Origin of the sequence: Kitasatospora sp. NPDC008115, from assembly GCF_042957205.1 — a bacterium.
GTDB lineage: Bacteria > Actinomycetota > Actinomycetes > Streptomycetales > Streptomycetaceae > Kitasatospora.
In genome coordinates this window covers 247562-270221 of record NZ_JBIBHU010000004.1, presented here as the reverse complement: position 1 = coordinate 270221, position 22660 = coordinate 247562, and the positions used below count along the sequence as shown (strand labels likewise).

Below are 22660 nucleotides of genomic sequence, written 5' to 3'. Positions count from 1 at the left end.
GCGCGTGATGGCGCACGTCCTGCTGCTCGGCGGCACCACCGAGGCCCGCGCGCTGGCCGCCGCGCTGGCCGCCGGGCACCTCGCGCTGCGGGTCACCAGCTCGCTCGCCGGGCGGGTCGCCGAGCCCCGGCTGCCCGCCGGCGAGGTGCGGATCGGCGGCTTCGGCGGCCCCGAGGGCCTCGCCGCCTGGCTGCGCGCCGAACGGGTGGACGCGGTGGTGGACGCCACCCACCCGTTCGCCGCCGCGATGTCCCGCAACGCCGCCGAGGCCACCGAGGCGACCGGCGTGCCGCTGCTCGCCCTGCGCCGCCCCGGCTGGGCACCGGTCGCGGGTGACCGCTGGCACCGCGTCCCCTCCCTCGCGGCGGCGGCGGACCTGCTGCCGTCCCTCGGCCGGCGGGTCCTGCTCACCAGCGGGCGCCAGGGCATCGGCGCCTTCGCCCACCTCGACGGCCTGCACTTCACCGCCCGCTCCGTCGACCCGCCCGAGCCGCCGCTGCCCGCCTCGCTCGACGTCCTGCTCGACCGCGGCCCGTTCACCCTGGACGGCGAGCGGGCGGTGCTGCGCGAGCACCGGATCGACGTCCTGGTCACCAAGGACAGCGGCGGCGCGGCCACCGCGCCCAAGCTCACCGCGGCGCGCGAACTCGGCCTGCCCGTGGTCGTCGTGGACCGCCCGCCCACGCCGGCCGGCGTCCCGGTCGCGCAGAGCGTCGAGGCCGCGCTGGCCTGGCTGGAAGGCCGTTGATTCCGCTGCAGGGAACGGGTACCCCTGCCACCATGGCCGGATGACCGACGCCTACGAAATCGCCGACGCCGCCCGCACCGCGACCCCGAAATTCGGCGACGAGCGTGCCACCCTCACCGCCTTCCTGGACTACCAGCGCGACACCTTCGCCTGGAAGTGCGCGGGGCTGACCACCGAACAGCTCCGCGCCCGCCCGCTGGCCCCCTCCACGCTCTCCCTGCTCGGCCTGACCCGCCACCTCGCCGAGGTCGAGCGCGGCTGGTTCCGCAACGTCCTCGACAGCGAGGCCCGCCCCGGCTTCTGGAAGCACCCGGACGGCCGCTTCGCCGAGTTCGACGTCGACGACGCCGACCCGCAGGAGGCGTTCGCCGTCTGGCGCCGCGAATGCGCCCACGCCCGCGAACTCGTCGCCGCCGCCCCGTCGTTGGACGTCCCCGGCCACTACCGCGACGCGGCCGGCGAGCAGACCTGGTCGCTGCGCTGGATCCTCACCCACATGATCGAGGAATACGCCCGCCACAACGGCCACGCCGACCTCCTGCGCGAACACCTCGACGGCCGCACCGGCGAATGACCACGGCCTCCCGAGGACGGACGACGGTGCCCGGCCCCGGAGTTCCGGGGCCGGGCACGGTGCCGAGGAGGGGGCTCAGATGTCGCGGAAGGTCTCGATCTGGGCGCCGATGGAGTTGAGGCGCTCGGCGAGGTCCTCGTAGCCGCGGTTGATGACGTAGACGTTGCGGAGCACCGAGGTGCCCTTGGCGGCGAGCATCGCGAGGAGGATGACGACGGCGGGGCGCAGGGCGGGCGGGCAGACCATCTCGGCGGCGCGCCAGCGGGTGGGGCCCTGGACGAGGACGCGGTGCGGGTCGAGGAGCTTGATGTCCGCGCCGAGGCGGGTGAGTTCGGTCAGGTAGATGGCGCGGTTGTCGTAGACCCAGTCGTGGATCATCGTGGTGCCGTGGGCGGCCGCGGCGATGGCGGCGAAGAACGGCACGTTGTCGATGTTGATGCCGGGGAAGGGCATCGGGTGGATGGTGTCGACCGGCGCGGTGAGCTTGGAGGGGCGCACGGTGAGGTCGACCAACCGGGTGCGGCCGTTGTGGGCCGGGTACTCGGGGGTGCGGTCGTAGTCGAGGCCCATGCCCTCCAGCACGGCGAGCTCGATCTCCAGGAACTCGATCGGCACCCGGCGGATGGTCAGCTCGGAGGAGGTGACCACGGCGGCGGCGAGCAGGCTCATCGCCTCGACCGGGTCCTCGGCCGGGGTGTAGTCGACGTCGCAGGTGATCTGCGGGACGCCGTGCACGGTGAGGGTGGTGGTGCCGATGCCCTCGATCCGCACGCCCAGCTTCTCCAGGAAGAAGCAGAGGTCCTGGACCATGTAGTTGGGCGAGGCGTTGCGGATGACGCTGACGCCGTCGTGGCGGGCGGCGGCGAGCAGGGCGTTCTCGGTGACGGTGTCCCCGCGCTCGGTCAGCACGATCGGGCGGTCCAGCGGGGCTCCCGGCTGGACGGAGGCGTGGTAGGCGCCGCCGGTGGTGGCGACCTCCAGGCCGAACCGGCGCAGCGCGGTGAGGTGCGGCTGGACGGTGCGGGTGCCGAGGTCGCAGCCGCCGGCGTAGGGGATGGCGAAGGTGTCGGCGCGGTGCATCAGCGGGCCGAGGAACATCAGCACGCTGCGGGTGCGGCGGGCGGCCTCGACGTCCATGCCGGCGAGGTCGAGCTCGGCGGGCGGGGTGAGTTCGAGGTCGCGGCCGTCGTTGGTCCAGCGGCTCTTGACGCCGATGCTGGTCAGCACTTCGAGGATGCGGTAGACCTCCTCGATCCGGGCCACGCTGCGCAGGGTGGTGCGACCGGTGGTCAGCAGCGAGGCGCAGAGGATGGCCACGCAGGCGTTCTTGCTGCTGCGGACGTCGATCGCGCCGGAGAGGGTGGTGCCGCCGGCGACCCTCAGATGCATCGGGCCCGCGTAGCCGAGGGAGACGATCTCGCTGTCGAGCGCTTCGCCGATGCGGGCGATCATCTCAAGGCTGACGTTCTGCTTGCCCTGTTCGATGCGGTTGACCGCGCTCTGGCTGGTGCCGAGGGCCTCGCCGAGCTGGGCCTGGGACCAGCCGCGGTGCTGACGCGCGGTACGGATGAGGGTGCCGATACGGGTGAGGTAGTCGCCTGTCACTCGCCAGACCATATCTCATGGCTGAGATAGCGACAGAACCGACCCCCGGCGTGGCGCCACTTTTGTCCGTTTCTCACCCCGTATGAGCGTCAGATCTTCACATCATGGGGAAGTTCCTGTGACACGCCTGGGACGAGGACGGAGCCGAGGACGGGGCCGAAAGCGCGGACCGCTCACGGCCCCAGCGGCTCCGCCCGGCCGACGATCGTCCCGGCCCGGTCGATGCAGATGACGTCCACCACGACGGGCGAGCCGACCAGCACCCCGAGCGCGGTGGCCCTCGCCGCCTCGGCCACCAGGTCGCCCAGCGGCACCCCGGCCGCCCGGCAGAGCTGGATCGCCTCCAGCGCGGTGTTGGCGGAGGCGACCGCCGCCGCCAGCTCCTCGTCCGCACCTCCCGCGCGGGCCAGGCCGGCCAGGTGGCCCTTGTCCACCTGGGAGCGCGCCGAGTGCAGGTCGAGGTGGCCGGCGGCGAGCTTGGAGAGCTTGGCGAAGCCGCCGGCGATGGTCAGCCGCTCCACCGGGTGGCGCCTGAGGTACTTGAGCACCGCGCCCGCGAAGTCGCCCATGTCGAGCAGCGCGTCCTCGGGCAGTCCGTGCACGGCGACGGCGGTCCTCTCCGACGTCGACCCGGTGCAGCCGGCCACGTGGGTGCGCCCGGCGGCCCGCGCCACGTCCACCCCGCGGCGGATCGAGTCGATCCACGCGGAGCAGGAGTAGGGGACGACGACCCCGGTGGTGCCGAGGATGGAGAGCCCGCCGAGGATGCCGAGCCGGGGGTTCCAGGTGGAGCGGGCGATCTCCTCGCCGCGGTCGACGGAGAGCTCCACCACCACGTCCCCGCTGCCGCCGTACCCGGCCGCCACCTCGGCGACCGCCTCCCGGATCAGCTGCCGGGGCACCGGGTTGACGGCCGGCTCGCCGACCGCCAGCGGCAGCCCGGCCTTGGTGACGGTGCCCACCCCGGGCCCGGCCCGGAACACCACGCCCGCCCCCGGCTCCCCCGCCCACACCGTGGCCCGCACCAGCGCGCCGTGCGTCACATCGGGATCGTCCCCGGCGTCCTTCACCACCCCGGCCATCGCCCGCCGCCCCGCCGCCCCCTCGGTGATCCCCTCCACCGCGAGCGCGAACGCCGGCCGCTGCCCCTTCGGCAGCACGATCTCCACCGGATCCGGGAACTCCCCCGTCAGCAGCGCCCGGTACGCCGCCTTGGCCGCCGCCGTGGCACACGCCCCGGTCGTCCAGCCGTGCCGCAGCCCACTGCTCCTCAGCTGCCCGGCCCGCCCACCGACCTCACCCATGCCGCACCGTCTTCCTGGCCATACAGTTACCGATCGGGTCCATGCTCCCCCGCCTCCCGGTCCGTCCCGCACTCGGGACCGGCCTACGGGGCATTGTGTACACATGGACCACTTCATACACTCGACTCATGAGTGAGCAGCCCGTCCGGACCGTATCGATCCGAGAAGCACGCGAGCACCTCGCCGACGTGGTGGACCGCGCCGAGCGGGACGAACCGACCGTGATCACCCGGCGCGGACGGGAGGTGGCTGCCGTCGTCCCGATAGAGCTACTGCGCGAGTACCGGCAATGGGAGGAGCGCGAACTGCTGCGCCTCATCGAGGAGCGCCGGGACGAGCCGACCTACTCCCTGGAAGAGGTCATGGCCGAGACCCTGGCCAGGCCGGAGTGAAGTACAGCACCCGCTTCATCGACTCCGCCCTCAGTGAACTGCGCAAACTCCCCCGGCAGACGGCGATACAGATCCTGCGCAAGCTCGCCGACCTGGAGCACGACCCGTACGGCTTCCACGCAACCGCGATGGTCGGCTCGCCCGAGCACCGACGCCTGCGGGTCGGTGACCATCGGGTGCTCTACACCGTCGACGGCGGCCAGTTGATCGTCCTGGTGATCCGGATCGGCTACCGTTCCGAGGTCTACCGCGACCGGGGCTGACGCCTCCCGGGCCTCGGGGAGGTCCGGGAGGCGGGGGCTTACGCCTCGGGGTAGCGGCGGGGGGTCCAGGTGACGTCGGGGTGGGGGGTGCGGGGGGCGTGCTGGGTCTGGGAGGAGCCGATGAGGAGGATGGTGCGCATGTCGACCTCGGCGGGGTCGAGGTCGGCGAGGCGGACGGTGCGGACGCGTTCGGTGGGGCCGCCGACGTCGCGGGCCATCACCACCGGGGTGTCGGGGGCCCGGTACTCCAGGAGGAGGTCGCGGGCGCGGCCGACCTGGGTGGTGCGGGAGCGCGAGCCGGGGTTGTAGAGGGCGAGCACGAGGTCGGCGCCGGCGGCGGCGCGCAGGCGGGCGGCGACGACGTCCCAGGGCTTGAGGCGGTCGGAGAGCGAGACCACCGCGTAGTCGTGGCCGAGCGGGGCGCCGGCCCGGGAGGCGGCCGCGTGGGCGGCGGTCATGCCGGGGACGATCCGCACCGGAACCTCCCGGTAGGCCTCCTCGCAGGCGACCTCCAGGACGGCGGTGGCCATCGCGAAGACGCCCGGGTCGCCGGAGGAGACCACCACCACCCGGTGGCCGCGGCGGGCCAGGTCGAGGGCGAACTCGGCGCGCTCGGACTCCACCTTGTTGTCGGAGCCGTGCCGGGTCTGGCCGGGGCGCACCGGCACCCGGTCCAGGTAGGTCGTGTAGCCGACCAGGTCGGTGGCGGCGGCCAGGGCGCCGCGCGCCTCCGGGGTGAGCCAGAGCGGTCCGGCCGGGCCGGTGCCGACGACGGTGACACTGCCCGGCCCGCTCAGGTCGGGCGCGGCCGGCTCCAGCGGGGCGACCTTGCTGGGCAGCACGGCCACCGAGAAGTAGGGCACGCCCTCGGGGTCCACCGAGGCCAGCGGCGCCGTCCGCTCGCCGTCCATGAACGCCCGCTCGACGTACTGGGCGTCGGCCAGCCGGCCGGCCCGCTCCAGGGCGCGCCGCACGGTCGGGAAGGTGCGGCCGAGCTTCATGACGACGGCGGAGTCGGCGGCGGCCAGCCGCGCGGTCAGCTCCTCCTCGGGCAGCGTGCCGGGGATGACGGTGAGCGTCTCCTCGGCCTCGGTGAGCGGCTGGCCGAGCCGGGCGGCGGCGGCGCTGACCGAGGTCACGCCGGGCACCACCTCGGTCGGGTAGCGGTGCGCCAGGCGCTTGTGCATGTGCTGGTAGGAGCCGTAGAAGAACGGGTCCCCCTCGGCGAGCACCACGACGTCGCGGCCGGCGTCCAGGTGGGCGGCCAGCCGTTCGGCGGCCTCCTGGTAGAAGTCGTCCAGCGCGCCCCGGTAGCCGCCGGGGTGGTCGGTGGTCTCGACGGTGACCGGGTAGACCAGCTTCTCCTCGATCTGACCACCCGACAGATAGCGCTCGGCGATCGACCGGGCGATCGAGCGGCCGTGCCGGGCGCTGTGGTACGCCACCACGTCGGCCTTGCCGATGAGTTCGGCGGCGCGCACGGTCACCAGGGAGGGGTCACCGGGGCCGAGGCCCACGCCGTAGAGCCGGCCGGTTGCGGCACCTTGAGTCTGCGTCATTCCGTTTCGCTCGCAATCGCGTTGATCGCGGCGGCGGCCATCGCGCTGCCGCCGCGCCGGCCGCGGACCACCAGGTGCTCCAGGCCGGCCGGGTGCGCGGCCAGCGCCTCCTTGGACTCGGCCGCGCCGATGAAGCCGACCGGCACACCGATCACCGCGGCCGGGCGCGGGGCGCCGGCCTCGATCAGCTCCAGCAGCCGGAAGAGCGAGGTCGGCGCGTTGCCGACGGCGACCACGGCGCCCTCCAGGCGGGGCAGCCACAGTTCCATCGCGGCGGCGCTGCGGGTGTTGCCCATCGCCCGGGCCAGCTCCGGCACGGACGGGTCGGTGAGGGTGCAGATCACCTCGTTGCCGGCGGGCAGCCGCTTGCGGGTGACACCGCTGGCGACCATGTTGACGTCGCACAGGATCGGCGCACCGGCGCGCAGGGCGGCGCGCGCGGAGGCGACCACGCCGGGCGAGTACACCAGGTCCTCGACCAGGTCCACCATGCCGCAGGCGTGGATCATCCGCACCGCGACCTGGGAGACGTCGGCGGGCAGCGCGGCGAGGTCGGCCTCGGCCCGGATGGTGGCAAAGGACTGGCGGTAGATGGACGCGCCGTCCTTCTCGTACTCGATCACGTGGTGGTCCTCCGGGCCGCGGCGACCGCCGCGGCCATCTCCTCGTTCGTCACTTCCACGGCGGTCTCCCGCCCCTGCGGCACGCCTTCCACCGCCACCCGGTACCCCTGCCCGGTCGCCAGCACGTCCACCCGCCGTCCGGCGGGATGCCCGCAGCGGCGTTCGCAGCCCGACCAGTGCACCGGCAGTCCGCCGGGGCCGGCCGGGGCGCCGTCCAGCGCCCGGGCGGCGTCGGCCCGGACGTCGGCCCGCGACTTGGCGCAGCCCGGCAGCCCGGTGCAGGCGCTCGCGCCGTCCCAGGCCGTGCCGGCGGCGGTCCGGAAACCGGCCGCGGCCAGCTCCGCCAGCCGCCCGGCGGGCGCGCCGGGCAGCACCACGCCGCGCCACGGGGTGAGCCGCAGCTCCCCCTCGGCGGCGTCGGCCAGGGTCCGCCACCGCCCGGCCCCGGCCAGGCCGAAGCGCAGGCCGACGTGCAGTCCGCCGCCCCCGGGCAGGACGCCCAGCGGCGGTCGGGTCCCGGGCAGCACCGGCATCGGCAGCGGACCCGGCGGCAGCAGTTCGGGCACCTCGCGCAGGTGCCAGGCCCGCACCCCGGCGGCGCGCTGCGCCTCCAGGAACTCCTGGGCGGCGTCCAGCGCCGCGCAGACCGCCTGCCCCGCGGGCACCGGCCGTACGGTGCCGGCCCGGCCCAGGCGCAGCAGCGCGGTGCCGTCCGGGCCTGCGATCAATGTCACATCGGCGTCGAGCGCGGCGACGTCGCCGCTGCCGTCGTCCAGGGCGAACAGGAACTTGCCGGAGAGCGCGGTCGCCCAGGGGCTGGCGCACAGGGCGAGGTCCAGCGAGTGCGCCCAGGCGTGGACGTCGCCGAGGCCGGCGACGGGGCCGGGCGAGGCGACGATGTTGCGGACGCGTTCATGGGTGTCGGAGGGCAGCAGGCCGGCGGCGCGCAGCCGCCCGCCGAGCTCGCCGCCGCAGTCCGAAGCCAGGCCGCGCAACTGGACGTTGCCGCGCGAGGTGATCTCCAGCCGGCCGTCGCCGAGTTCGCTCGCCGCGTCGGCCAGCGCCAGTGCCTGACGGACCGTCAGACGCCCGCCGGGAAGCCGGACCCGGGCCAGGGCGCCGTCGTCGGCGGGGTGCAGACGAAGGGCCCCGGGGCAGGCGTCCGCACGCGCCCGGTCGGGCACGGCGGCGCCCGGCGCGACGGCGTCGGGTTCGGGAGGCATGGCGGCGAGCATACAGATGATCCGATGGGTTGCCGCCGTACCGTCGCTCACATCCGCGGCCCCGCGCGGCGCCCCGCAACCTGCACTCCCCCGGCTCGGCCGCACCCCGTACGATGCTGGCGGACGGTCCCCGCGGACCGTCCGACGCCAGCGACGGCGCAGGGGAGGAAACCGGTGCGAACCCGGTGCGGTCCCGCCACTGTGACCGCGGTTCACCGGCCTTCCGGTGGAGCGCGGGAGCCAGGAACTCCTGCCGTCCTCCACCGGCCCGGGGCGCGGACCCCGAGGAAGGCTTGAAAGCCATGCGCCGTCGCATGCCTGTGCCCGTATCTGTGCCCATGCCTGTCCCCATGCCCGCGGGCTCACGCCCGCTCGCCTCCGGGCGCTCGAACCCGCCGTTGACGCTTCTCGCTCCGGCGCTCCTTCCTTCGTCAGTCGCTTGTCACTCGTCACTTTCAACGCCGGCGCGCCCTTCGGCTCGGGGCGGCTCCGAGGCCGGGAGGGCCTTCGCATGATCCTGCTGCTGTCGACGTCCGACACCGACCTGCTGAGCGCCCGCGCCTCCGAGGGGCCGGTCCGCTACCGGCTCGGCAACCCGGCCCGGCTGGCGCCCGAGGACCTGCCCGCCCTGCTGGAGGGCACCGACCTGGTCGTGGTCCGCCTGCTCGGCGGCCGCCGCGCCTGGCAGGAGGGCCTGGACGCGCTGCTCGCCGGCCCCCGCCCGGTGGTCGTGCTGACCGGGGAGCAGGCCCCCGACGCCCAGCTGATGGAGCTGTCCACCGTCCCGGCCGGCATCGCCGCCGAGGCCCACGCCTACCTGGCGCACGGCGGCGCGGCCAACCTCGCCGAGCTCGGCGCCTTCCTCTCCGACACCGTGCTGCTCACCGGCCACGGCTTCGCCCCGCCCGCCTCCGCCCCGGCCTGGGGCCCGCTGGAGCGCACGGCCCGGACGGCCGAGGGGCCGACCGTCGCGGTGCTCTACTACCGCGCCCACCACATGAGCGGCAACACCGCGTTCGTGGAGACCCTCTGCCGGGCGATCGAGGACCAGGGCGCCCGGGCCCGCGCGTACTACTGCGCCTCGCTGCGCGGCGCCGAGCCGGAGCTGCTGGCCGCCCTCGGCGAGGCCGACGCGATCGTCACCACCGTGCTCGCCGCCGGCGGCACCCGCCCGGCCGACGCACAGGCCGGCGGCGACGAGGCGGCCTGGGACGCGGGCGCGCTCGCCGCGCTGGACCGCCCGATCCTCCAGGCGCTCTGCCTGACCTGGTCGCGCGCCCAGTGGGAGGCCAGCGACGACGGCCTGTCCCCGCTGGACACCGCCACCCAGATCGCGGTGCCCGAGTTCGACGGCCGGCTGATCACCGTCCCGTTCTCCTTCAAGGAGCTGGACGAGGACGGCCTGACCGTCTACGCCGCCGACGAGGAGCGCGCCGCCCGGGTGGCCGGCGTCGCCGTCGCGCACGCCCGGCTGCGGCACGTCCCTGCCGCCGAGCGCCGGCTCGCGCTGGTGCTGTCCGCCTACCCGACCAAGCACGCCCGGGTCGGCAACGCCGTCGGCCTGGACACCCCGGCCAGCGCGATCCGGCTGCTGACCGCGCTGCGCGCGGAGGGCATGGACCTCGGCGACGACCTGCCGGGCCTGGACACGGCGACGGACGACGGCCATGAAGGCGACGCCCTCATCCACGCGCTGATCGCCGCCGGCGGCTACGACCAGGACTGGCTCACCGAGGACCAGCTGGCCCGCAACCCCGTGCGCATCCCGGCCGCCGACTACCGCCGCTGGTACGCCACCCTGCCCGAGGGCCTGCGCGCCCGGGTCGAGGAGCACTGGGGTCCGGCCCCCGGCGAGCTGTACGTCGACCGCTCGCAGAACCCGGACGGCGACATCGTGCTCGCCGCGATCCGCTCCGGGAACCTGCTGGTGCTCATCCAGCCGCCGCGCGGCTTCGGCGAGAACCCGGTCGCGATCTACCACGACCCGGACCTCCCGCCGTCCCACCACTACCTGGCCGCCTACCGCTGGATCGCCGCCGCCGAGGCCGACGGTGGCTTCGGCGCACACGCCGTGGTCCACCTCGGCAAGCACGGCAACCTGGAGTGGCTGCCCGGCAAGACCGCCGCGCTGTCCGCCGAGTGCGGCCCGGACGCGGTGCTCGGCGACCTGCCGCTGGTCTACCCGTTCCTGGTCAACGACCCGGGCGAGGGCACCCAGGCCAAGCGCCGCGCCCACGCCACCCTGGTCGACCACCTGGTGCCGCCGATGGCCCGCGCCGACTCCTACGGCGACATCGCCCGCCTGGAGCAGCTGCTCGACGAGCACTCCAACATCGCCGCGATGGACCCGGCCAAGCTGCCCGCGATCCGCGCCCAGATCTGGACGCTGATCCAGGCCGCCAGGCTCGACCACGACCTCGGCCTTGAGGAGCGCCCCGAGGACGACGGCTTCGACGACTTCCTGCTGCACGTCGACGGCTGGCTCTGCGAGGTCAAGGACGCCCAGATCCGCGACGGCCTGCACGTCCTCGGCCAGGCGCCGACCGGCACCGACCGGGTCAACATCGTGCTCGCCATCCTGCGCGCCCGGCAGATCTGGGGCGGCGTCAGCGCGCTGCCCGGCCTGCGCGAGGCGCTCGGCCTGGACGAGGCCGCGCTCACCCTGGGCGCCACCGACGCGGCCGAGGCGAAGGCCCGCGAGCTGGTCGAGGCGATGGAGGCGGCCGACTGGGCGCCGGAGGCCGTGGAGAAGGTCGCCGCCGGGCTGCCGGACGCGGTGCGCGAGGTGCTGGACTTCGCCGCCGTCCAGGTGGTGCCCCGGCTGGCCGCGACCACCGACGAGCTGGACGCCGTGCTGCACGCGCTGCGCGGCGGCTTCGTCCCGGCCGGCCCGTCCGGCTCGCCGCTGCGCGGGCTGGTCAACGTGCTGCCGACCGGCCGCAACTTCTACTCCGTCGACCCCAAGGCGGTGCCCAGCAAGCTCGCCTGGGAGACCGGGCAGGCGCTCGCCGCCTCGCTGGTCGAGCGGTACACGGCCGACAACGACGGCGCCTACCCGCCCTCGGTCGGACTCTCGCTCTGGGGCACCAGCGCGATGCGCACCGCCGGCGACGACATCGCCGAGGCGTTCGCGCTGCTGGGCGTGCGCCCGGTCTGGGACGACGCCTCGCGCCGGGTCACCGGCCTGGAGGCGATCGGGCTGGAGGAGCTGGGCCGCCCGCGCATCGACGTCACGCTGCGCATCTCCGGCTTCTTCCGGGACGCCTTCCCGCACGTGGTCGCCCTGCTGGACGACGCGGTGCGCCTGGCCGCCGCCCAGGAGGAGCCGGACGAGCGGAACTTCGTGCGCGCCCACGTCCAGGCCGACCTCGCGGTGCACGGCGACGAGCGCAAGGCCACCGTGCGCGTCTTCGGCTCCCGCCCCGGCACCTACGGCGCGGGCCTGCTCCAGCTGATCGACAGCCGCGACTGGCGCACCGACGCCGACCTCGCCGAGGTGTACACGGTCTGGGGCGGCTACGCCTACGGGCGCGGGCTGGACGGCCGCCCGGCCCGCGAGGAGATGGAGACCGCGTACAAGCGGATCACCGTCGCCGCGAAGAACACCGACACCCGCGAGCACGACATCGCCGACTCGGACGACTACTTCCAGTACCACGGCGGCATGGTGGCCACCGTGCGCGCGCTCACCGGCAAGGCGCCGACCGCCTACATCGGCGACTCGACCCGCCCGGAGACGGTCCGCACCCGCACCCTGACCGAGGAGGCGGCCCGGGTCTTCCGCGCCCGGGTGGTCAACCCGCGCTGGATCGAGGCGATGCGCCGGCACGGCTACAAGGGCGCCTTCGAGATGGCCGCGACCGTCGACTACCTCTTCGGGTACGACGCCACCACCGGCGTGGTCGCGGACTGGATGTACGAGAAGCTCACCCAGGAGTACGTGCTGGACCCGGTCAACCGGGAGTTCCTGGCGGGCGCCAACCCGTGGGCGCTGCACGGCATCAGCGAGCGGCTGCTGGAGGCGGCGAGCCGGGGGCTGTGGGAGCAGCCGGACCCGGCGCTGATCGAGCAGTTGCAGGCGGCGTTCCTGGAGACCGAGGGCGACCTGGAGGGCGACGGGGCCGACGAGGGCTGACCCGCCCCCGATCCGTTACGCCGTTCGGGTGATCACGGGGCTGGTGGCGGGGCGGCGCCGAGCGGACAATACGGATCATGCCGCGCCCTCCCCTGCTCACCGGCCCCGACGGCCCCGCCCGGTCGGCGAGCGCCGCCGCCCGCCCCGGCGGCGCCGCCGCCCGGTACCGGCCCCGGCTGGCGGCGCTCGCCGCCGGGGCGCTGCCGGTGCTCGCCTTCCCCGCCCCCGGGGTGGCGGCGCTCGCCTGGGTCGCCCTGGTCCCCGGCCTGCTGCTGATGCAGCGGGCCCCGGGGGCGCGCGAGGCGGCGGTGCGCGGCTGGTGGTTCGGCGCCGGGTTCATCCTGACCGGGATGTCCTGGCTGCTGTCCTCCGTCGGCCCCGCCCTGCCGCTGATCGCCGTGGTGTTCGGCTCGCTCCAGGCCGGGGTGGGCCTCGCGGTGTGGCGGCTGCTGCGCCCGCCGCTGACCGTCCGCCGGGCGCTGCTCGCGCCGCCGGTGGTCGCGGCGGTCTGGCTGACCACCGAGTACGCGCGCTCCTGGCCCGCGCTGGGCGGGCCGTGGGCGCTGCTCGGCGCCACCCAGTGGCAGCACCCGGCCGTCCTGGCACTGGCCTCGGCCGGCGGGATCTGGCTGGTCAGCGCCGCCGTGGTGGCGGTCAACACCGCCGTGCTGGTGCTGCTCACCGCCGTCGACCCGCGCCCGAGGGCGGCGGCGGCACTGCTCGCGGCGGCGGCGCTGGCGGCCGGGCCGCTGCTGTTCGCGCTGCGCCCGGCTCCGCCGGCCGCCACCGACGGGACCGCCGCGCAGGAGCCGCGCCGGCTGCGGATCGCGCTCGTCCAGCCCGGGATCGTCGACGAGCCGCAGGCCCGGTTCGAGGCCGGCGCCCGCGCCACCTCCGCGCTGGTCGGGCAGCGGCCGGTGGACCTGGTGGTCTGGGGCGAGTCCAGCACCGCCGCCGACCTCGACCGCGACCCGGCGGCGCTCGACCGGCTGCGGGCGCTGTCCGCCGCGACCGGGGCCGAGCTGCTGGTCGGCGAGGACGCGCGCAAGGCGGACGGGCGGATCTCCAAGGACGCGGTGCTGGTGGCGCCGGGCGGCGTGGTCGACCGGTACCGCAAGATCCGGCTGGTGCCGTTCGGCGAGTACATCCCGCTGCGGCCGGTGCTCGGCTGGGTCGCCGGGGTCAGCCGGGCGGCGGGCGAGAACCGGGCGCCCGGCAGCGACCAGCGCCTGCTTCCGGCCGTCGACGGCTCGGGACGGCCGCTGCCGCTCGGCGTGCTGATCTGCTTCGAGTCGGCGTTCCCCGACATGGCGCGCACGGCGGCCCGCGACGGCGCCCGGGTGCTGGTCTACCAGTCGTCGACCTCGACGTTCCAGCGGACCTGGGCGCCCGAGCAGCACGTCTCGCTGGCCGCGATCCGGGCGGCCGAGACCGGACGGCCCGCCGTGCAGGCCTCGCTCACCGGGGTGTCGGCCGCCTTCGACGCGCAGGGGCGGGAGCTGGCGCGGCTGGGCACCGACGACACCGGCGCGCTGGTGGTGGACCTGCCGCTGACCGCGCCGGGCACCGCCACCTGGTACCTGCGGGTGGGTGACGTGGTGCCGCTGACCGCCGTCCTGGTGACGGCCGGCGCGGCGGCGCTCACCGTCACGGCGCGCCGGCGTCAGCCCCTGGACTCCGAGCGGAAGTAGAGGCCGAACGCCGCGCCCACCGGGTCGCGCAGGACGGCGATCCGCAGACCGCCGCCCGGCAGGTCGGTGGGCGCCATCAGCACGGTCGCGCCGAGGTTGCCCGCCCGGAAGGCCGAGACGTCCACGTCGGCCGTCGAGAAGTACGGCAGCCAGTGCGGCGGCACCTGCGGCGGGAAGCCCTCGCCCATGGTCAGCATGCCGCCGAAGTCGCCGTCGGCCAGGCCCCACTGGGTGTACTCCGCGGAGGGGCCGGCCGTCCAGCCGAACACCGCCGGGTAGAAGGCGCGGGCGCCGTCCGGGTCCCGGGTGAGCAGTTCCACCCAGCCGAGCGCGCCGGGCGCGTTGAGTATCTCGGCGCCGCGCAGCCGGCCCGCCTGCCAGAGCCCGAACACCGCGCCGGACGGGTCGGCCGCGATCGCGAACCGGCCGTAGTCCAGCGCGTCCATCGGCTCGACGACCAGGCTCCCGCCCGCCGCGGCCACCCGGCGGGCGGCGGCGTCGGCCTCCTCGACCAGGAAGGAGACGGTCCAGGCGGTCGGCCGGCCCTCGCCGTAGAGCGGGGTGACGGACGCGGCCACCGCCCCGTCCAGCTTCATGAACGTGTAGCCGCCCGCCTCGGGGCGCTCGTCGGTCTCCGGCTGCCAGCCGAACAGCTCGCCGTAGAACCGCCGGGCCGCCGCCGGGTCGGCACTGCCGTGCTCGACCCAGCACGGGCCGCCGGTGGTCACCGTCCGCTGCTTCATCGCGGTCCGCCTTCCTCAGCCGATGTCCAGGACGACCTTGCCGCGCGCGTGCCCCGACTCGACGAGGGCGATCGCCTCGGCGGCGCGGGACAGCGGGTAGCGGCTGGCGATGTGCGGGTCCAGCTCGCCCGCGGCCACGAGTTCGGCCAGCGCGGCGAGGGTCTCCGGGCTGGTGGAGCGGGTGATGTAGCGGCCGCCGAGCTCCTCGGCGGTGGTCGGGTCGGCGGTGGAGACCAGCCGGGAGCGGTCCGCCAGGGTCACCGCGGCGGCGCGGGCGTCGTCCCCGCCGACCAGGTCGAGCAGGCCGTCCACACCGTCCGGCGCGGCCGCCCTGATCCGGTCGGCGACGCCTTCGCCGTAGCGGATCTGCACCGCGCCCAGCGACTCGACGTAGCCGCGGTTGGCGTCACCGGCGGTGCCGATGACGCGGATGCCGCGGCTGCGGGCGATCTGGGCGGCCGCGCTGCCGACGCCGCCGGCGACGGCGAGGATCAGCAGGGTCTGCCCGGCGCCCACGCCGACGTCGCGGACCGCGTCGTCGGCGGTCGCGGCCGCCACCGGCAGGGTGGCGGCCTGGTCGAAGCCGACCTTCGCCGGCTTCACCGCGCTCGACGCGGCGGACAGCAGGGTCTGCTCGGCGAACGCGCCGGCCGCCGCGATGCCGAACACCTCGTCGCCCGGGGAGAACCCGGTGACGCCGGGGCCGACCCGGTCGACCACGCCGGCCGCCTCGGACCCCATCACGGCGGGCAGCTCGCGCACCTGGCCGAGCCAGCCCCGGCGGACCTTCCAGTCGACCGGGTTGACCCCGGCCGCCCGGACGGTGATCGCCAGCTGGCCCAGACCGGGCTCCAGCACCGGCCGGTCCAGGAACTCCTGAGTCTCCGGCCCGCCGTAGTCGACGAACCCGAACGCCTTGGCCATCCCCGCTCCACTCTCCGCTCGACGGCCCCCGCCCCAGCATGCGGGCGGGGGCCGTCGGTAGGGGGTTCCTACTGGGCCACCCGGAGTACCGGGATCCACAGTTCGGCGTCCGCCTCCTCACCGTCCGGGCGGACGTCCACCCGCAGGATCTCCGGGCCCAGCCGGAACTCGTACGGGTTGGACGGGATCCACTGGGTGAAGACGTCCCGCCACATCTCCTGCAGCGCGAGCGGGTACGGCCCGGTGTTGGCGAACACCGCCCAGGTGCCGGCCGGGACCTCGCGCACGTCGAGGTCCTCCGGTGCCTCGGTGCCGGCCGCGGTCACCACCGCGTGGTAGTAGTCCAGCGGGACGCCCTCCTCCCGACTGTCCGAGAAGAACTCGGTGACCGCGACGACGCCCTTCGGCTCCAGCTCCGACAGGGCCGCGATCCGCTCGACCGTCTCCCGGCCGAGGCCCCTGATGAAGGCGGCCATCGCCGGGTTGACCCCCTCGTGGACCAGGGGGACCCTCGCCCGCCGGCCCACGACCCGGAACGCCGGCCTCTCGACGATGCGGTACTCCATGCTGCTACTCCCTTCGACGACGAGCCGGAAGGACATCCGGGGCTGGGAGACGAGCACCGCGTCCGCGCCCGCGCGCCGGGCCTCGCCGGGGCCGACCCCGTGCATCGCCCGGAACGCCCGGGCGAACGCCTCGCCCGAGCCGTAGCCGTGGCGGACCGCGATGTCGAGCAGCGTCCGCTCCCCGGCCAGCACCTCCGCCCCGGCCAGGGTGAGCCGGCGGCGGCGCAGGTACTCCGACAGCGGCATCCCGGCGAGCGCCGAGAACAGCCGCCGGAAGTGGTACTCCGAGGTGGTCGCGATCCGCGCCAGCTCGGCCGCGTCGACCGTGCCGTCGAGGTGCTCCTCGACGTACTCCATGGCCTGGTTCAGCCGGTCCAGCATCGCTTCCCGCCCCCGTCCTTCCTTCTGACGCTCCTCACCGTAGGCCGCGGCCACCCGCCCGGACCCGACATCCCGTGCCCGCTCCGGTCGGGTGGCCCCGGTCCCGGTCCAGCGGCTCAGGAGCCGTCGGCGCGCACCGCGTAGACGTACCGGCCGCCCGCGTACTCGCTGAGGTTCCAGATCACCGACTCGGTGAACTTCCAGTCGGTGGTCGCCGAGCCGTGGAAGCTGAGGTCCTCGCAGCCGACCGCCACGAGCGGGCCGGCGGCCGTTCCCTTGATGATCGTCCTGCGTGACATGGCCATGAAGTCAGAACGTAGGGCGATCACCGTGCCGCTGACAACCCGACACCTCCCCGACCGGCCAAAACGCCGCCGGTCGGGGAGGTGTCGTGATGACCCGGTGTGGAATCGCGCCCGGATCGGATCAGGCCCCGATCAGATCAGGCCCTGCGCCAGCATCGCGTCCGCCACCAGCTCGAAGCCGGCGATGTTGGCACCCAGCACGTAGTCCCCGGGACGGCCGTACTTCTCCGCCGTGGTGTGGCAGGCGGCGTGGATGTTCCGCATGATCGCGGCCAGCCGCTCCTCGGTCCGCTCGAAGGACCACTCGTCGCGCGAGGCGTTCTGCTGCATCTCCAGCGCGCTGGTGGCGACGCCGCCCGCGTTGGCCGCCTTGCCCGGGCCGAAGGCCACGCCGGCCTCCTGGAACACCCGGACCGCCTCCGGCGTGGTCGGCATGTTGGCGCCCTCGGCGACCGCCCGCACACCGCCCCGGACCAGCGCCAGCGCGTCCGCCTCGCCCAGCTCGTTCTGGGTCGCGCAGGGCAGCGCCACGTCCACCGGGACGCTCCAGACGCCGGCGCCCTCCTCGTAGCGGACGTGGCCGCCGCGCAGCTGGGCGTACTCGGTGAGCCGGCCGCGCCGGACCTCCTTGATCTCCTTCAGGAGGTCCAGGTCGATGCCCTTCTCGTCCACCACGAAGCCGGTGGAGTCGGAGGCCGTCACCACGGTCGCGCCGAGCTGCTGGGCCTTCTCGATCGCGTACAGGGCGACGTTGCCGGAGCCGGAGACGGAGACCCGCAGGCCGTCAAGCTCCTCGCCCCGGGCGCGCAGCATCTCCTGGGTGAAGAGCACGCAGCCGTAGCCGGTGGCCTCGGTGCGGACCTGCGAGCCGCCCCAGCCGATGCCCTTGCCGGTCAGCACGCCCGACTCGTAGCGGTTGGTGATCCGCTTGTACTGGCCGAACAGGTAGCCGATCTCCCGGCCGCCGACGCCGATGTCCCCGGCCGGGACGTCGGTGTGCTCGCCCAGGTGGCGGTAGAGCTCGGTCATGAAGGACTGGCAGAAGCGCATGACCTCGGCGTCCGAGCGGCCCTTGGGGTCGAAGTCGGAGCCGCCCTTGCCGCCGCCGATGGCGAGGCCGGTCAGCGCGTTCTTGAAGATCTGCTCGAAGCCCAGGAACTTCACGATCCCGAGGTTCACCGAGGGGTGGAAGCGCAGACCGCCCTTGTAGGGGCCGAGGGCGCTGTTGAACTCGACCCGGAAGCCGCGGTTGACGTGGATCCGGCCCTGGTCGTCGGTCCACGGCACGCGGAAGATCAGCTGGCGCTCGGGCTCGACGATGCGCTCGACGATCCGGGCGTCGGCCAGCTCCGGCCGCTGCTCCAGGACCGGTCCGAGCGTCTCCACCACCTCCCGGACGGCCTGGTGGAACTCGGGCTCGCCGGGGTTGCGGCGGAGCACCTCGGCGTAGAGCGACTCAATGGCGGGGTTCCCGGCGTCGTGGGACGCAGCGGGCACGGGGGTAGCCGACATCTCTTGAGGACCTTCCATGGTCTGAATCGACAGACAGGGCGCCTCCCCCGTCGTCCCGGGGGAAAGGCACCGGCGGTCCCCTCGCCATTGAGGGCGTCACGGCGCATTGAACACCAGCGCGGCAACTCCTGGACCGCTCGCGCGGGCACAGTCTCTCACTGCCACCCCCCGTTTGTCCGCCCCCCACCCCCCGGACTCCGCCCGGCAACCCGTTCGTGAGCTGCACCGACCTTCCGCCGACCTCCGATTCGCGCCCGAATAATGTTGTTCAAATTGGAACTACCTAGTACCGTCGGAAGCCGAGCCCCACCAGAACCGTCCGTCACGAAAGGCCCGGCCATGCCGCAAGCGCAGCCGCCGCAGCAGCAGAACGACTCCCCGCAGGCCGCAGCCGCCCGGGTGCGGGCGCGGGTGCGGATACCGCTGGCGTTCCCGGACGGGTACCGGGTGGAGGCGGAGGTGTCCACCTTCCACGGGCTGGCGGACGGCGCGGAGCACCTGGCGCTGACCCTCGGCACCGTGCCCGAAGGGGCAACGCCGCTGGTCCGGCTGCACTCGGAGTGCCTGACCGGGGACGTGTTCGGCTCCGCCCGCTGCGACTGCGGGCCGCAGTTGCGCGAGGCCGTCGAGCGGATCGCCACCGCCGGCGGGCACCTGCTGTACCTGCGCCAGGAGGGACGCGGCATCGGGCTGTACAACAAGCTGGACGCCTACGCGCTCCAGGACGCCGGCCTGGACACCTACGACGCCAACACCGCGCTCGGGCTGCCGGAGGACGGGCGCGACTACACCGCCGCCGCGCAGATGCTCGGGGCGCTCGGCGTCGAGCGGGTGGAACTGCTGAGCAACAACCCCGACAAGGCCGCCCAGCTGGCCGCGCTCGGGGTCACCGTCGAGCACCGGGTGCCGACGGGGGTGCACGTCTCGGAGAGCAACGTCCGGTACCTGCGGGCCAAGGCTGAGCGGACCGGCCACGAGATCGAGCTGTCCCGGCTGGTGGGCTGAGCGACCTCCGGCCCGGCCGAACCGGGCGCCCGGCTCAGCCGGCGACCCGGCGGCCCAGCGGCTCCTCGGCGATCCGGCGGGCGATCTCGGACGGGCGCACCGGGCGGCCGAAGTGCCAGCCCTGCGCCCAGTCGCAGCCGAGGACGCGCAGCCGCTCGGCGTCCCGGCCGGTCTCCACGCCCTCGGCGGTGACGGTCAGTCCGAGGGCGTGCGCCATCGACACCAGGCCGCTGACGATCCGCCAGCCGGTCTCCTCGTCCTTGGCCGGGTCGTGCAGGTCGCCGACGAAGGAGCCGGCGATCTTCAGGCCGGAGACCGGCAGGTCGCGCAGGTAGGCGAGGTTGGACCAGCCGGTGCCGAAGTCGTCCACGGCGAGCGAGACGCCGAGGCCGACCAGCCCGTGCAGGGTGCGCAGCGCCTCGTCCTCCGGGCCGACCACGGTGGACTCGGTGATCTCCAGCTGGAGCCGGGCCGGGTCGAGGCCGGTGGTGTCCAGGATCCGGCCGAGGTCGCCGACCAGGGCGGCGCTGCGGGCCTGCCGGACCGCCAGGTTGACGTTGAGCTGGGGCGCGGCGTCGCCGAACCGCTTGATCCAGTCGGCGGCCTGGCCGCAGGCCTGCTCCAGCACCCAGCGGCCGAGCGGCATGATCAGCCCGGTCTCCTCGGCGGTGGTGACGAACTCGTCCGGGCCGAGCACGCCGAGCTGCGGGTGGCGCCAGCGCACCAGCGCCTCGACGGCGGCGAGCCGGCCGTCGGCGAGCGCGTAGAGCGGCTGGTAGTCGATGAAGAACTCGCCGCGGTCCAGGGCGGCGGGCATCCGCACCGAGACGGCGTAGCGGGAGACGGCCCGGGCGTTCTCCTTGGGGTCGAAGAGCGTCCAGCGGCCCCGGCCGGCCTCCTTGGCGCGGTAGAGGGTGAGGTCGGCGGCGCGGACGGCGGCGCCGGGGGTGGTGGTGGAGACCCGGCGCTCCAGGACGCCGACGCTGGCGCCGACGGCCAGTTTGTGGTCGCCGATCAGCACCGGTCCGGCGAGCGCCTTCAGCACGGTCTTGGCGGCGGCGACCGCCTCCTGCTCGCCGCGGCTGTTCTCCAGCAGGACGACGAACTCGTCGCCGCCGAGCCGGGCGACCAGGTGGCCGAGCGGGGTGAGCGCGGCCTTCAGCCGGGCGGCGACGGCGCACAGCAACTGGTCGCCGGTGTCGTGGCCGAGGCTGTCGTTGACCACCTTGAAGCCGTCGAGGTCGACGTAGCAGAGGCCGAACCGGGCGCCCGGGTCCGGGTCCTCGAAGAGCTTCTCCAGCCGTTCGAAGAACGCCGCCCGGTTGGGCAGGCCGGTGAGCGGGTCGTGGGTGGCCTGGTGACGCAGTCGCTCCTGGAGCCGGTAGCGGTCGGTGACGTCCTCCAGCATGGCGACCTGGTAGACCGGGCGCCCGTCGTCGTCGCGGATCAGCGAGACCGTCAGGTGGGTCCAGACCACCTCGCCGTCGTGGCGGTAGTACGGCTTGTCGAACTGGAAGTAGTCGCGCTTGCCGCTGATCAGCTCCTCGTAGGCGTCCCAGACGCCGTCGGCGTCCTCGGGGTGCACCAGGTCGCCGACCCGGCGGCCGATCATGTCGTCGGGGCCGGCGCCGAAGAGCTCCTGGAGGGCCTTGTTGACGGCCAGGATGTTGCCGTCGGTGTCGCCGATGCCGATGCCGATGGCGGCGCTCTCGAACAGGGCGCGGAAGCGGGCCTCGGAGGCGCGCAGCGCCTTCTCGGCCTCCTTGCGGGCGATGTCGGCGGCGGTGCGGATGGCCTCCTGCTCGCGCAGGGTGCGCTCGCGCAGCGCCGCCGCCCAGCCGGCCGCGAAGGCGCCGCTCAGGGCGGGGCCGCGGCCGTCGTCGGCGGGCTGGCGCTGGAGCAGTTCGACCGCGCGGGCCAGCACGACGGGGTCCGTGAAGTGGGCGTCGACCAGTTCGGCCCCGGCCGCGGCGGCCAGGCGCGGCTCGAACGGGTGGTCGAGCTGGGCGCGGTGGAGCAGTCCGGCGGTCCGGGAGACCAGCCGGCCGAGCAGGCCGGGGTGGACCGCCGTGCCGTGGTCACCGGAGAGCAGCCGCGCCCAGTCCTCGTGGAACCGTTCGGCGCTGCTGCTCGGTTCCGGTGCCTCCGTCACGGACGGAGCCCCACGCCCGCCACCCCGGTCATCCGCTCGGGGTGCTCGCCGACGGCCTCGGGCTGGTCCGGGCGCCACTGCGGCAGGTAGACGACGCCGGGCTCGACCAGCTCGAAGCCCTCGAACATCGCGGTGATCTGCTCGTGGGTGCGCATGGTGAGCGGGGTGGGCGTCATCCGGTACAGCCGCTGGTGGTCCTCGGCCTGGTCGGGGCGGCCCTCCAGGGAGGCGTGCGAGAGGACGAGGGCGCTGCCCGGCGGGAGGGCGTCGCGGATCACCGAGATCAGCTTCCACGGGTCCTCGGCGTCCTGGACGAAGTGCATGACGGCGACCAGCAGGACGGCCACCGGCTCGCCGGCGGCGAGCAGCCCGGTCACCTCGGGGCGGGACATCAGGTCCTCGACGTCGCGGACGTCGGCCTGGACGACGGAGCTGCCCGGGTCGTCCTCCAGCAGCAGCCGGCTGTGGGCGACGGCGACCGGGTCGCGGTCGATGTAGACGACCTGCGCCTCGGGGCGGATGGCGCGGGCGATCTCGTGCACGGCGCCGAAGGTCGGGATGCCGGAGCCGATGTCCAGGAAGCGGCCGATGCCGCGCTCGGCGGCGAACTGGACGGCGCGGCGCAGGAAGGCCCGGTTGGAGCGCATGATCTGCGGCAGTTCCGGCCACAGCGCGATGGCCTTGCGGGCCATCTCCCGGTCGACCTCGAAGTTGTGCGAGCCCCCGAGGTAGTAGTCGTAGACCCGTGCGGCGTTCGGTTTGTCCAGGTCCGTACCCTCCGGTACCCAGTTCGGTCGCCGCATCCTCGGGACTCCTTCGCTCCGGTTCTGGTGGACCAGCCGCCCGGTGTGGCGGCTGTGACTGATGAGACTACAAGCACAAAAGATCCTCCTCTGCACGTCGAACGCATGCAAGCGGAGTGCCACCCTCCTGTCGGTGGCGCGGCGGGCGCCCC

Annotated in this window: 19 protein-coding genes and 1 riboswitch; of the genes, 7 read left to right on the top strand and 12 right to left on the bottom strand. The window is 74.6% G+C overall.

Going from position 1 to position 22660, the window contains the following annotated elements; genetic code table 11:
- Nucleotides 1-7 precede the first annotated feature (7 nt).
- Nucleotides 8-748, top strand: a complete 741-nt coding sequence (locus ACFZBX_RS07515) for a cobalt-precorrin-6A reductase (protein ID WP_391532004.1) — start codon at nucleotides 8-10, stop codon at nucleotides 746-748.
- A gap of 40 nt (nucleotides 749-788) precedes the next feature.
- Nucleotides 789-1322: a DinB family protein gene (locus tag ACFZBX_RS07510; protein ID WP_391532003.1), complete on the top strand. Its 534-nt coding sequence runs from the start codon at nucleotides 789-791 to the stop codon at nucleotides 1320-1322.
- A gap of 75 nt (nucleotides 1323-1397) precedes the next feature.
- Here ACFZBX_RS07510 and ACFZBX_RS07505 read toward each other — a convergent pair whose 3' ends face one another.
- Together ACFZBX_RS07505 and ACFZBX_RS07500 are read right to left on the bottom strand one after the other, a co-directional pair.
- Nucleotides 1398-2927: a UDP-N-acetylglucosamine 1-carboxyvinyltransferase gene (locus ACFZBX_RS07505; RefSeq protein WP_391532002.1), complete on the bottom strand. Its 1530-nt coding sequence runs from the start codon at nucleotides 2925-2927 to the stop codon at nucleotides 1398-1400.
- A 173-nt stretch (nucleotides 2928-3100) separates the two neighbouring features.
- Complete coding sequence (locus ACFZBX_RS07500; protein WP_391532001.1) at nucleotides 3101-4231, bottom strand: cobalt-precorrin-5B (C(1))-methyltransferase; 1131 nt, start codon at nucleotides 4229-4231, stop codon at nucleotides 3101-3103.
- 128 nt (nucleotides 4232-4359) lie between these two features.
- Between ACFZBX_RS07500 and ACFZBX_RS07495 the strand changes: the two genes are divergently transcribed.
- On the top strand, nucleotides 4360-4623 hold the full coding sequence (locus ACFZBX_RS07495) for a type II toxin-antitoxin system Phd/YefM family antitoxin (RefSeq protein WP_391532000.1): 264 nt from the start codon (nucleotides 4360-4362) through the stop codon (nucleotides 4621-4623).
- Entirely contained in the window at nucleotides 4620-4886 is a 267-nt protein-coding gene (locus ACFZBX_RS07490; protein ID WP_391531999.1) for a type II toxin-antitoxin system RelE/ParE family toxin, read from the top strand. The genes ACFZBX_RS07495 and ACFZBX_RS07490 overlap by 4 nt, the downstream gene beginning before the upstream one ends.
- A 38-nt stretch (nucleotides 4887-4924) precedes the next feature.
- Here ACFZBX_RS07490 and ACFZBX_RS07485 read toward each other — a convergent pair whose 3' ends face one another.
- Genes ACFZBX_RS07485 through ACFZBX_RS07475 form a run of 3 tightly spaced genes read right to left on the bottom strand, consistent with a single transcriptional unit; the run spans nucleotide 4925 to nucleotide 8291 of the window.
- Nucleotides 4925-6445: a precorrin-2 C(20)-methyltransferase gene (locus ACFZBX_RS07485; RefSeq protein ID WP_391531998.1), complete on the bottom strand. Its 1521-nt coding sequence runs from the start codon at nucleotides 6443-6445 to the stop codon at nucleotides 4925-4927.
- Complete coding sequence (locus ACFZBX_RS07480; protein ID WP_391531997.1) at nucleotides 6442-7068, bottom strand: precorrin-8X methylmutase; 627 nt, start codon at nucleotides 7066-7068, stop codon at nucleotides 6442-6444. Before ACFZBX_RS07480 ends, ACFZBX_RS07485 begins: the two co-directional genes overlap by 4 nt.
- Complete coding sequence (locus tag ACFZBX_RS07475) at nucleotides 7065-8291, bottom strand: hypothetical protein (RefSeq protein ID WP_391531996.1); 1227 nt, start codon at nucleotides 8289-8291, stop codon at nucleotides 7065-7067. The genes ACFZBX_RS07480 and ACFZBX_RS07475 overlap by 4 nt, the downstream gene beginning before the upstream one ends.
- Nucleotides 8292-8455: 164 nt before the next feature.
- Nucleotides 8456-8541: riboswitch (cobalamin riboswitch) on the top strand.
- 261 nt (nucleotides 8542-8802) lie between these two features.
- Between ACFZBX_RS07475 and cobN the strand changes: the two genes are divergently transcribed.
- Nucleotides 8803-12426 (top strand): cobaltochelatase subunit CobN, encoded by a 3624-nt coding sequence (cobN, locus tag ACFZBX_RS07470; RefSeq protein ID WP_391531995.1) that lies wholly within the window; start codon nucleotides 8803-8805, stop codon nucleotides 12424-12426.
- 77 nt (nucleotides 12427-12503) lie between these two features.
- Complete coding sequence (gene lnt / locus ACFZBX_RS07465) at nucleotides 12504-14117, top strand: apolipoprotein N-acyltransferase (RefSeq protein ID WP_391531994.1); 1614 nt, start codon at nucleotides 12504-12506, stop codon at nucleotides 14115-14117.
- Here the strand turns inward: lnt and ACFZBX_RS07460 are convergent.
- From ACFZBX_RS07460 to gdhA, 5 genes are all read right to left on the bottom strand, one after another.
- The gene (locus tag ACFZBX_RS07460; protein ID WP_391531993.1) at nucleotides 14090-14860 is read right to left on the bottom strand and encodes a VOC family protein; all 771 of its coding nucleotides are present in this window, start codon (nucleotides 14858-14860) and stop codon (nucleotides 14090-14092) included. The two genes, lnt and ACFZBX_RS07460, sit on opposite strands and share 28 nt — an antisense overlap.
- 15 nt (nucleotides 14861-14875) lie before the next feature.
- The gene (locus tag ACFZBX_RS07455) at nucleotides 14876-15784 is read right to left on the bottom strand and encodes an NADP-dependent oxidoreductase (RefSeq protein ID WP_391531992.1); all 909 of its coding nucleotides are present in this window, start codon (nucleotides 15782-15784) and stop codon (nucleotides 14876-14878) included.
- A 68-nt stretch (nucleotides 15785-15852) separates the two neighbouring features.
- The gene (locus tag ACFZBX_RS07450; protein WP_391531991.1) at nucleotides 15853-16731 is read right to left on the bottom strand and encodes a GyrI-like domain-containing protein; all 879 of its coding nucleotides are present in this window, start codon (nucleotides 16729-16731) and stop codon (nucleotides 15853-15855) included.
- A gap of 116 nt (nucleotides 16732-16847) precedes the next feature.
- Entirely contained in the window at nucleotides 16848-17036 is a 189-nt protein-coding gene (locus ACFZBX_RS07445) for a hypothetical protein (RefSeq protein WP_391531990.1), read from the bottom strand.
- Nucleotides 17037-17168: 132 nt separating this feature from the next.
- Nucleotides 17169-18548, bottom strand: a complete 1380-nt coding sequence (gene gdhA, locus ACFZBX_RS07440) for an NADP-specific glutamate dehydrogenase (protein ID WP_391531989.1) — start codon at nucleotides 18546-18548, stop codon at nucleotides 17169-17171.
- Between the two features lie 339 nt (nucleotides 18549-18887).
- Here gdhA and ribA point away from each other — a divergent pair, with 339 nt between their 5' ends.
- Nucleotides 18888-19553, top strand: a complete 666-nt coding sequence (ribA, locus tag ACFZBX_RS07435) for a GTP cyclohydrolase II (protein WP_391531988.1) — start codon at nucleotides 18888-18890, stop codon at nucleotides 19551-19553.
- Between the two features lie 34 nt (nucleotides 19554-19587).
- Here the strand turns inward: ribA and ACFZBX_RS07430 are convergent, their stop codons facing one another.
- Together ACFZBX_RS07430 and ACFZBX_RS07425 are read right to left on the bottom strand one after the other, a co-directional pair.
- Nucleotides 19588-21705, bottom strand: coding sequence for a putative bifunctional diguanylate cyclase/phosphodiesterase (locus ACFZBX_RS07430; RefSeq protein ID WP_391531987.1), 2118 nt, complete (start codon nucleotides 21703-21705; stop codon nucleotides 19588-19590).
- The gene (locus tag ACFZBX_RS07425) at nucleotides 21702-22508 is read right to left on the bottom strand and encodes an SAM-dependent methyltransferase (protein ID WP_391531986.1); all 807 of its coding nucleotides are present in this window, start codon (nucleotides 22506-22508) and stop codon (nucleotides 21702-21704) included. Before ACFZBX_RS07425 ends, ACFZBX_RS07430 begins: the two co-directional genes overlap by 4 nt.
- Between the last annotated feature and the right edge of the window lie 152 nt (nucleotides 22509-22660).

Excerpts from the sequence above, each read along its gene's own strand:
- gdhA (WP_391531989.1), bottom strand. The coding sequence starts at position 18,548 with ATGTCGGCTACCCCCGTGCCCGCTGCGTCCCACGACGCCGGGAACCCC.
- ACFZBX_RS07515 (WP_391532004.1), top strand. The coding sequence starts at position 8 with ATGGCGCACGTCCTGCTGCTCGGCGGCACCACCGAGGCCCGCGCGCTG.
- ACFZBX_RS07460 (WP_391531993.1), bottom strand. The coding sequence starts at position 14,860 with ATGAAGCAGCGGACGGTGACCACCGGCGGCCCGTGCTGGGTCGAGCAC.
- lnt (WP_391531994.1), top strand. The coding sequence starts at position 12,504 with ATGCCGCGCCCTCCCCTGCTCACCGGCCCCGACGGCCCCGCCCGGTCG.
- ACFZBX_RS07510 (WP_391532003.1), top strand. The coding sequence starts at position 789 with ATGACCGACGCCTACGAAATCGCCGACGCCGCCCGCACCGCGACCCCG.
- ACFZBX_RS07475 (WP_391531996.1), bottom strand. The coding sequence starts at position 8,291 with ATGCCTCCCGAACCCGACGCCGTCGCGCCGGGCGCCGCCGTGCCCGAC.
- ACFZBX_RS07500 (WP_391532001.1), bottom strand. The coding sequence starts at position 4,231 with ATGGGTGAGGTCGGTGGGCGGGCCGGGCAGCTGAGGAGCAGTGGGCTG.
- ACFZBX_RS07495 (WP_391532000.1), top strand. The coding sequence starts at position 4,360 with ATGAGTGAGCAGCCCGTCCGGACCGTATCGATCCGAGAAGCACGCGAG.
- ACFZBX_RS07425 (WP_391531986.1), bottom strand. The coding sequence starts at position 22,508 with ATGCGGCGACCGAACTGGGTACCGGAGGGTACGGACCTGGACAAACCG.
- cobN (WP_391531995.1), top strand. The coding sequence starts at position 8,803 with ATGATCCTGCTGCTGTCGACGTCCGACACCGACCTGCTGAGCGCCCGC.
- ribA (WP_391531988.1), top strand. The coding sequence starts at position 18,888 with ATGCCGCAAGCGCAGCCGCCGCAGCAGCAGAACGACTCCCCGCAGGCC.
- ACFZBX_RS07450 (WP_391531991.1), bottom strand. The coding sequence starts at position 16,731 with ATGCTGGACCGGCTGAACCAGGCCATGGAGTACGTCGAGGAGCACCTC.
- ACFZBX_RS07485 (WP_391531998.1), bottom strand. The coding sequence starts at position 6,445 with ATGACGCAGACTCAAGGTGCCGCAACCGGCCGGCTCTACGGCGTGGGC.
- ACFZBX_RS07455 (WP_391531992.1), bottom strand. The coding sequence starts at position 15,784 with ATGGCCAAGGCGTTCGGGTTCGTCGACTACGGCGGGCCGGAGACTCAG.
- ACFZBX_RS07445 (WP_391531990.1), bottom strand. The coding sequence starts at position 17,036 with ATGGCCATGTCACGCAGGACGATCATCAAGGGAACGGCCGCCGGCCCG.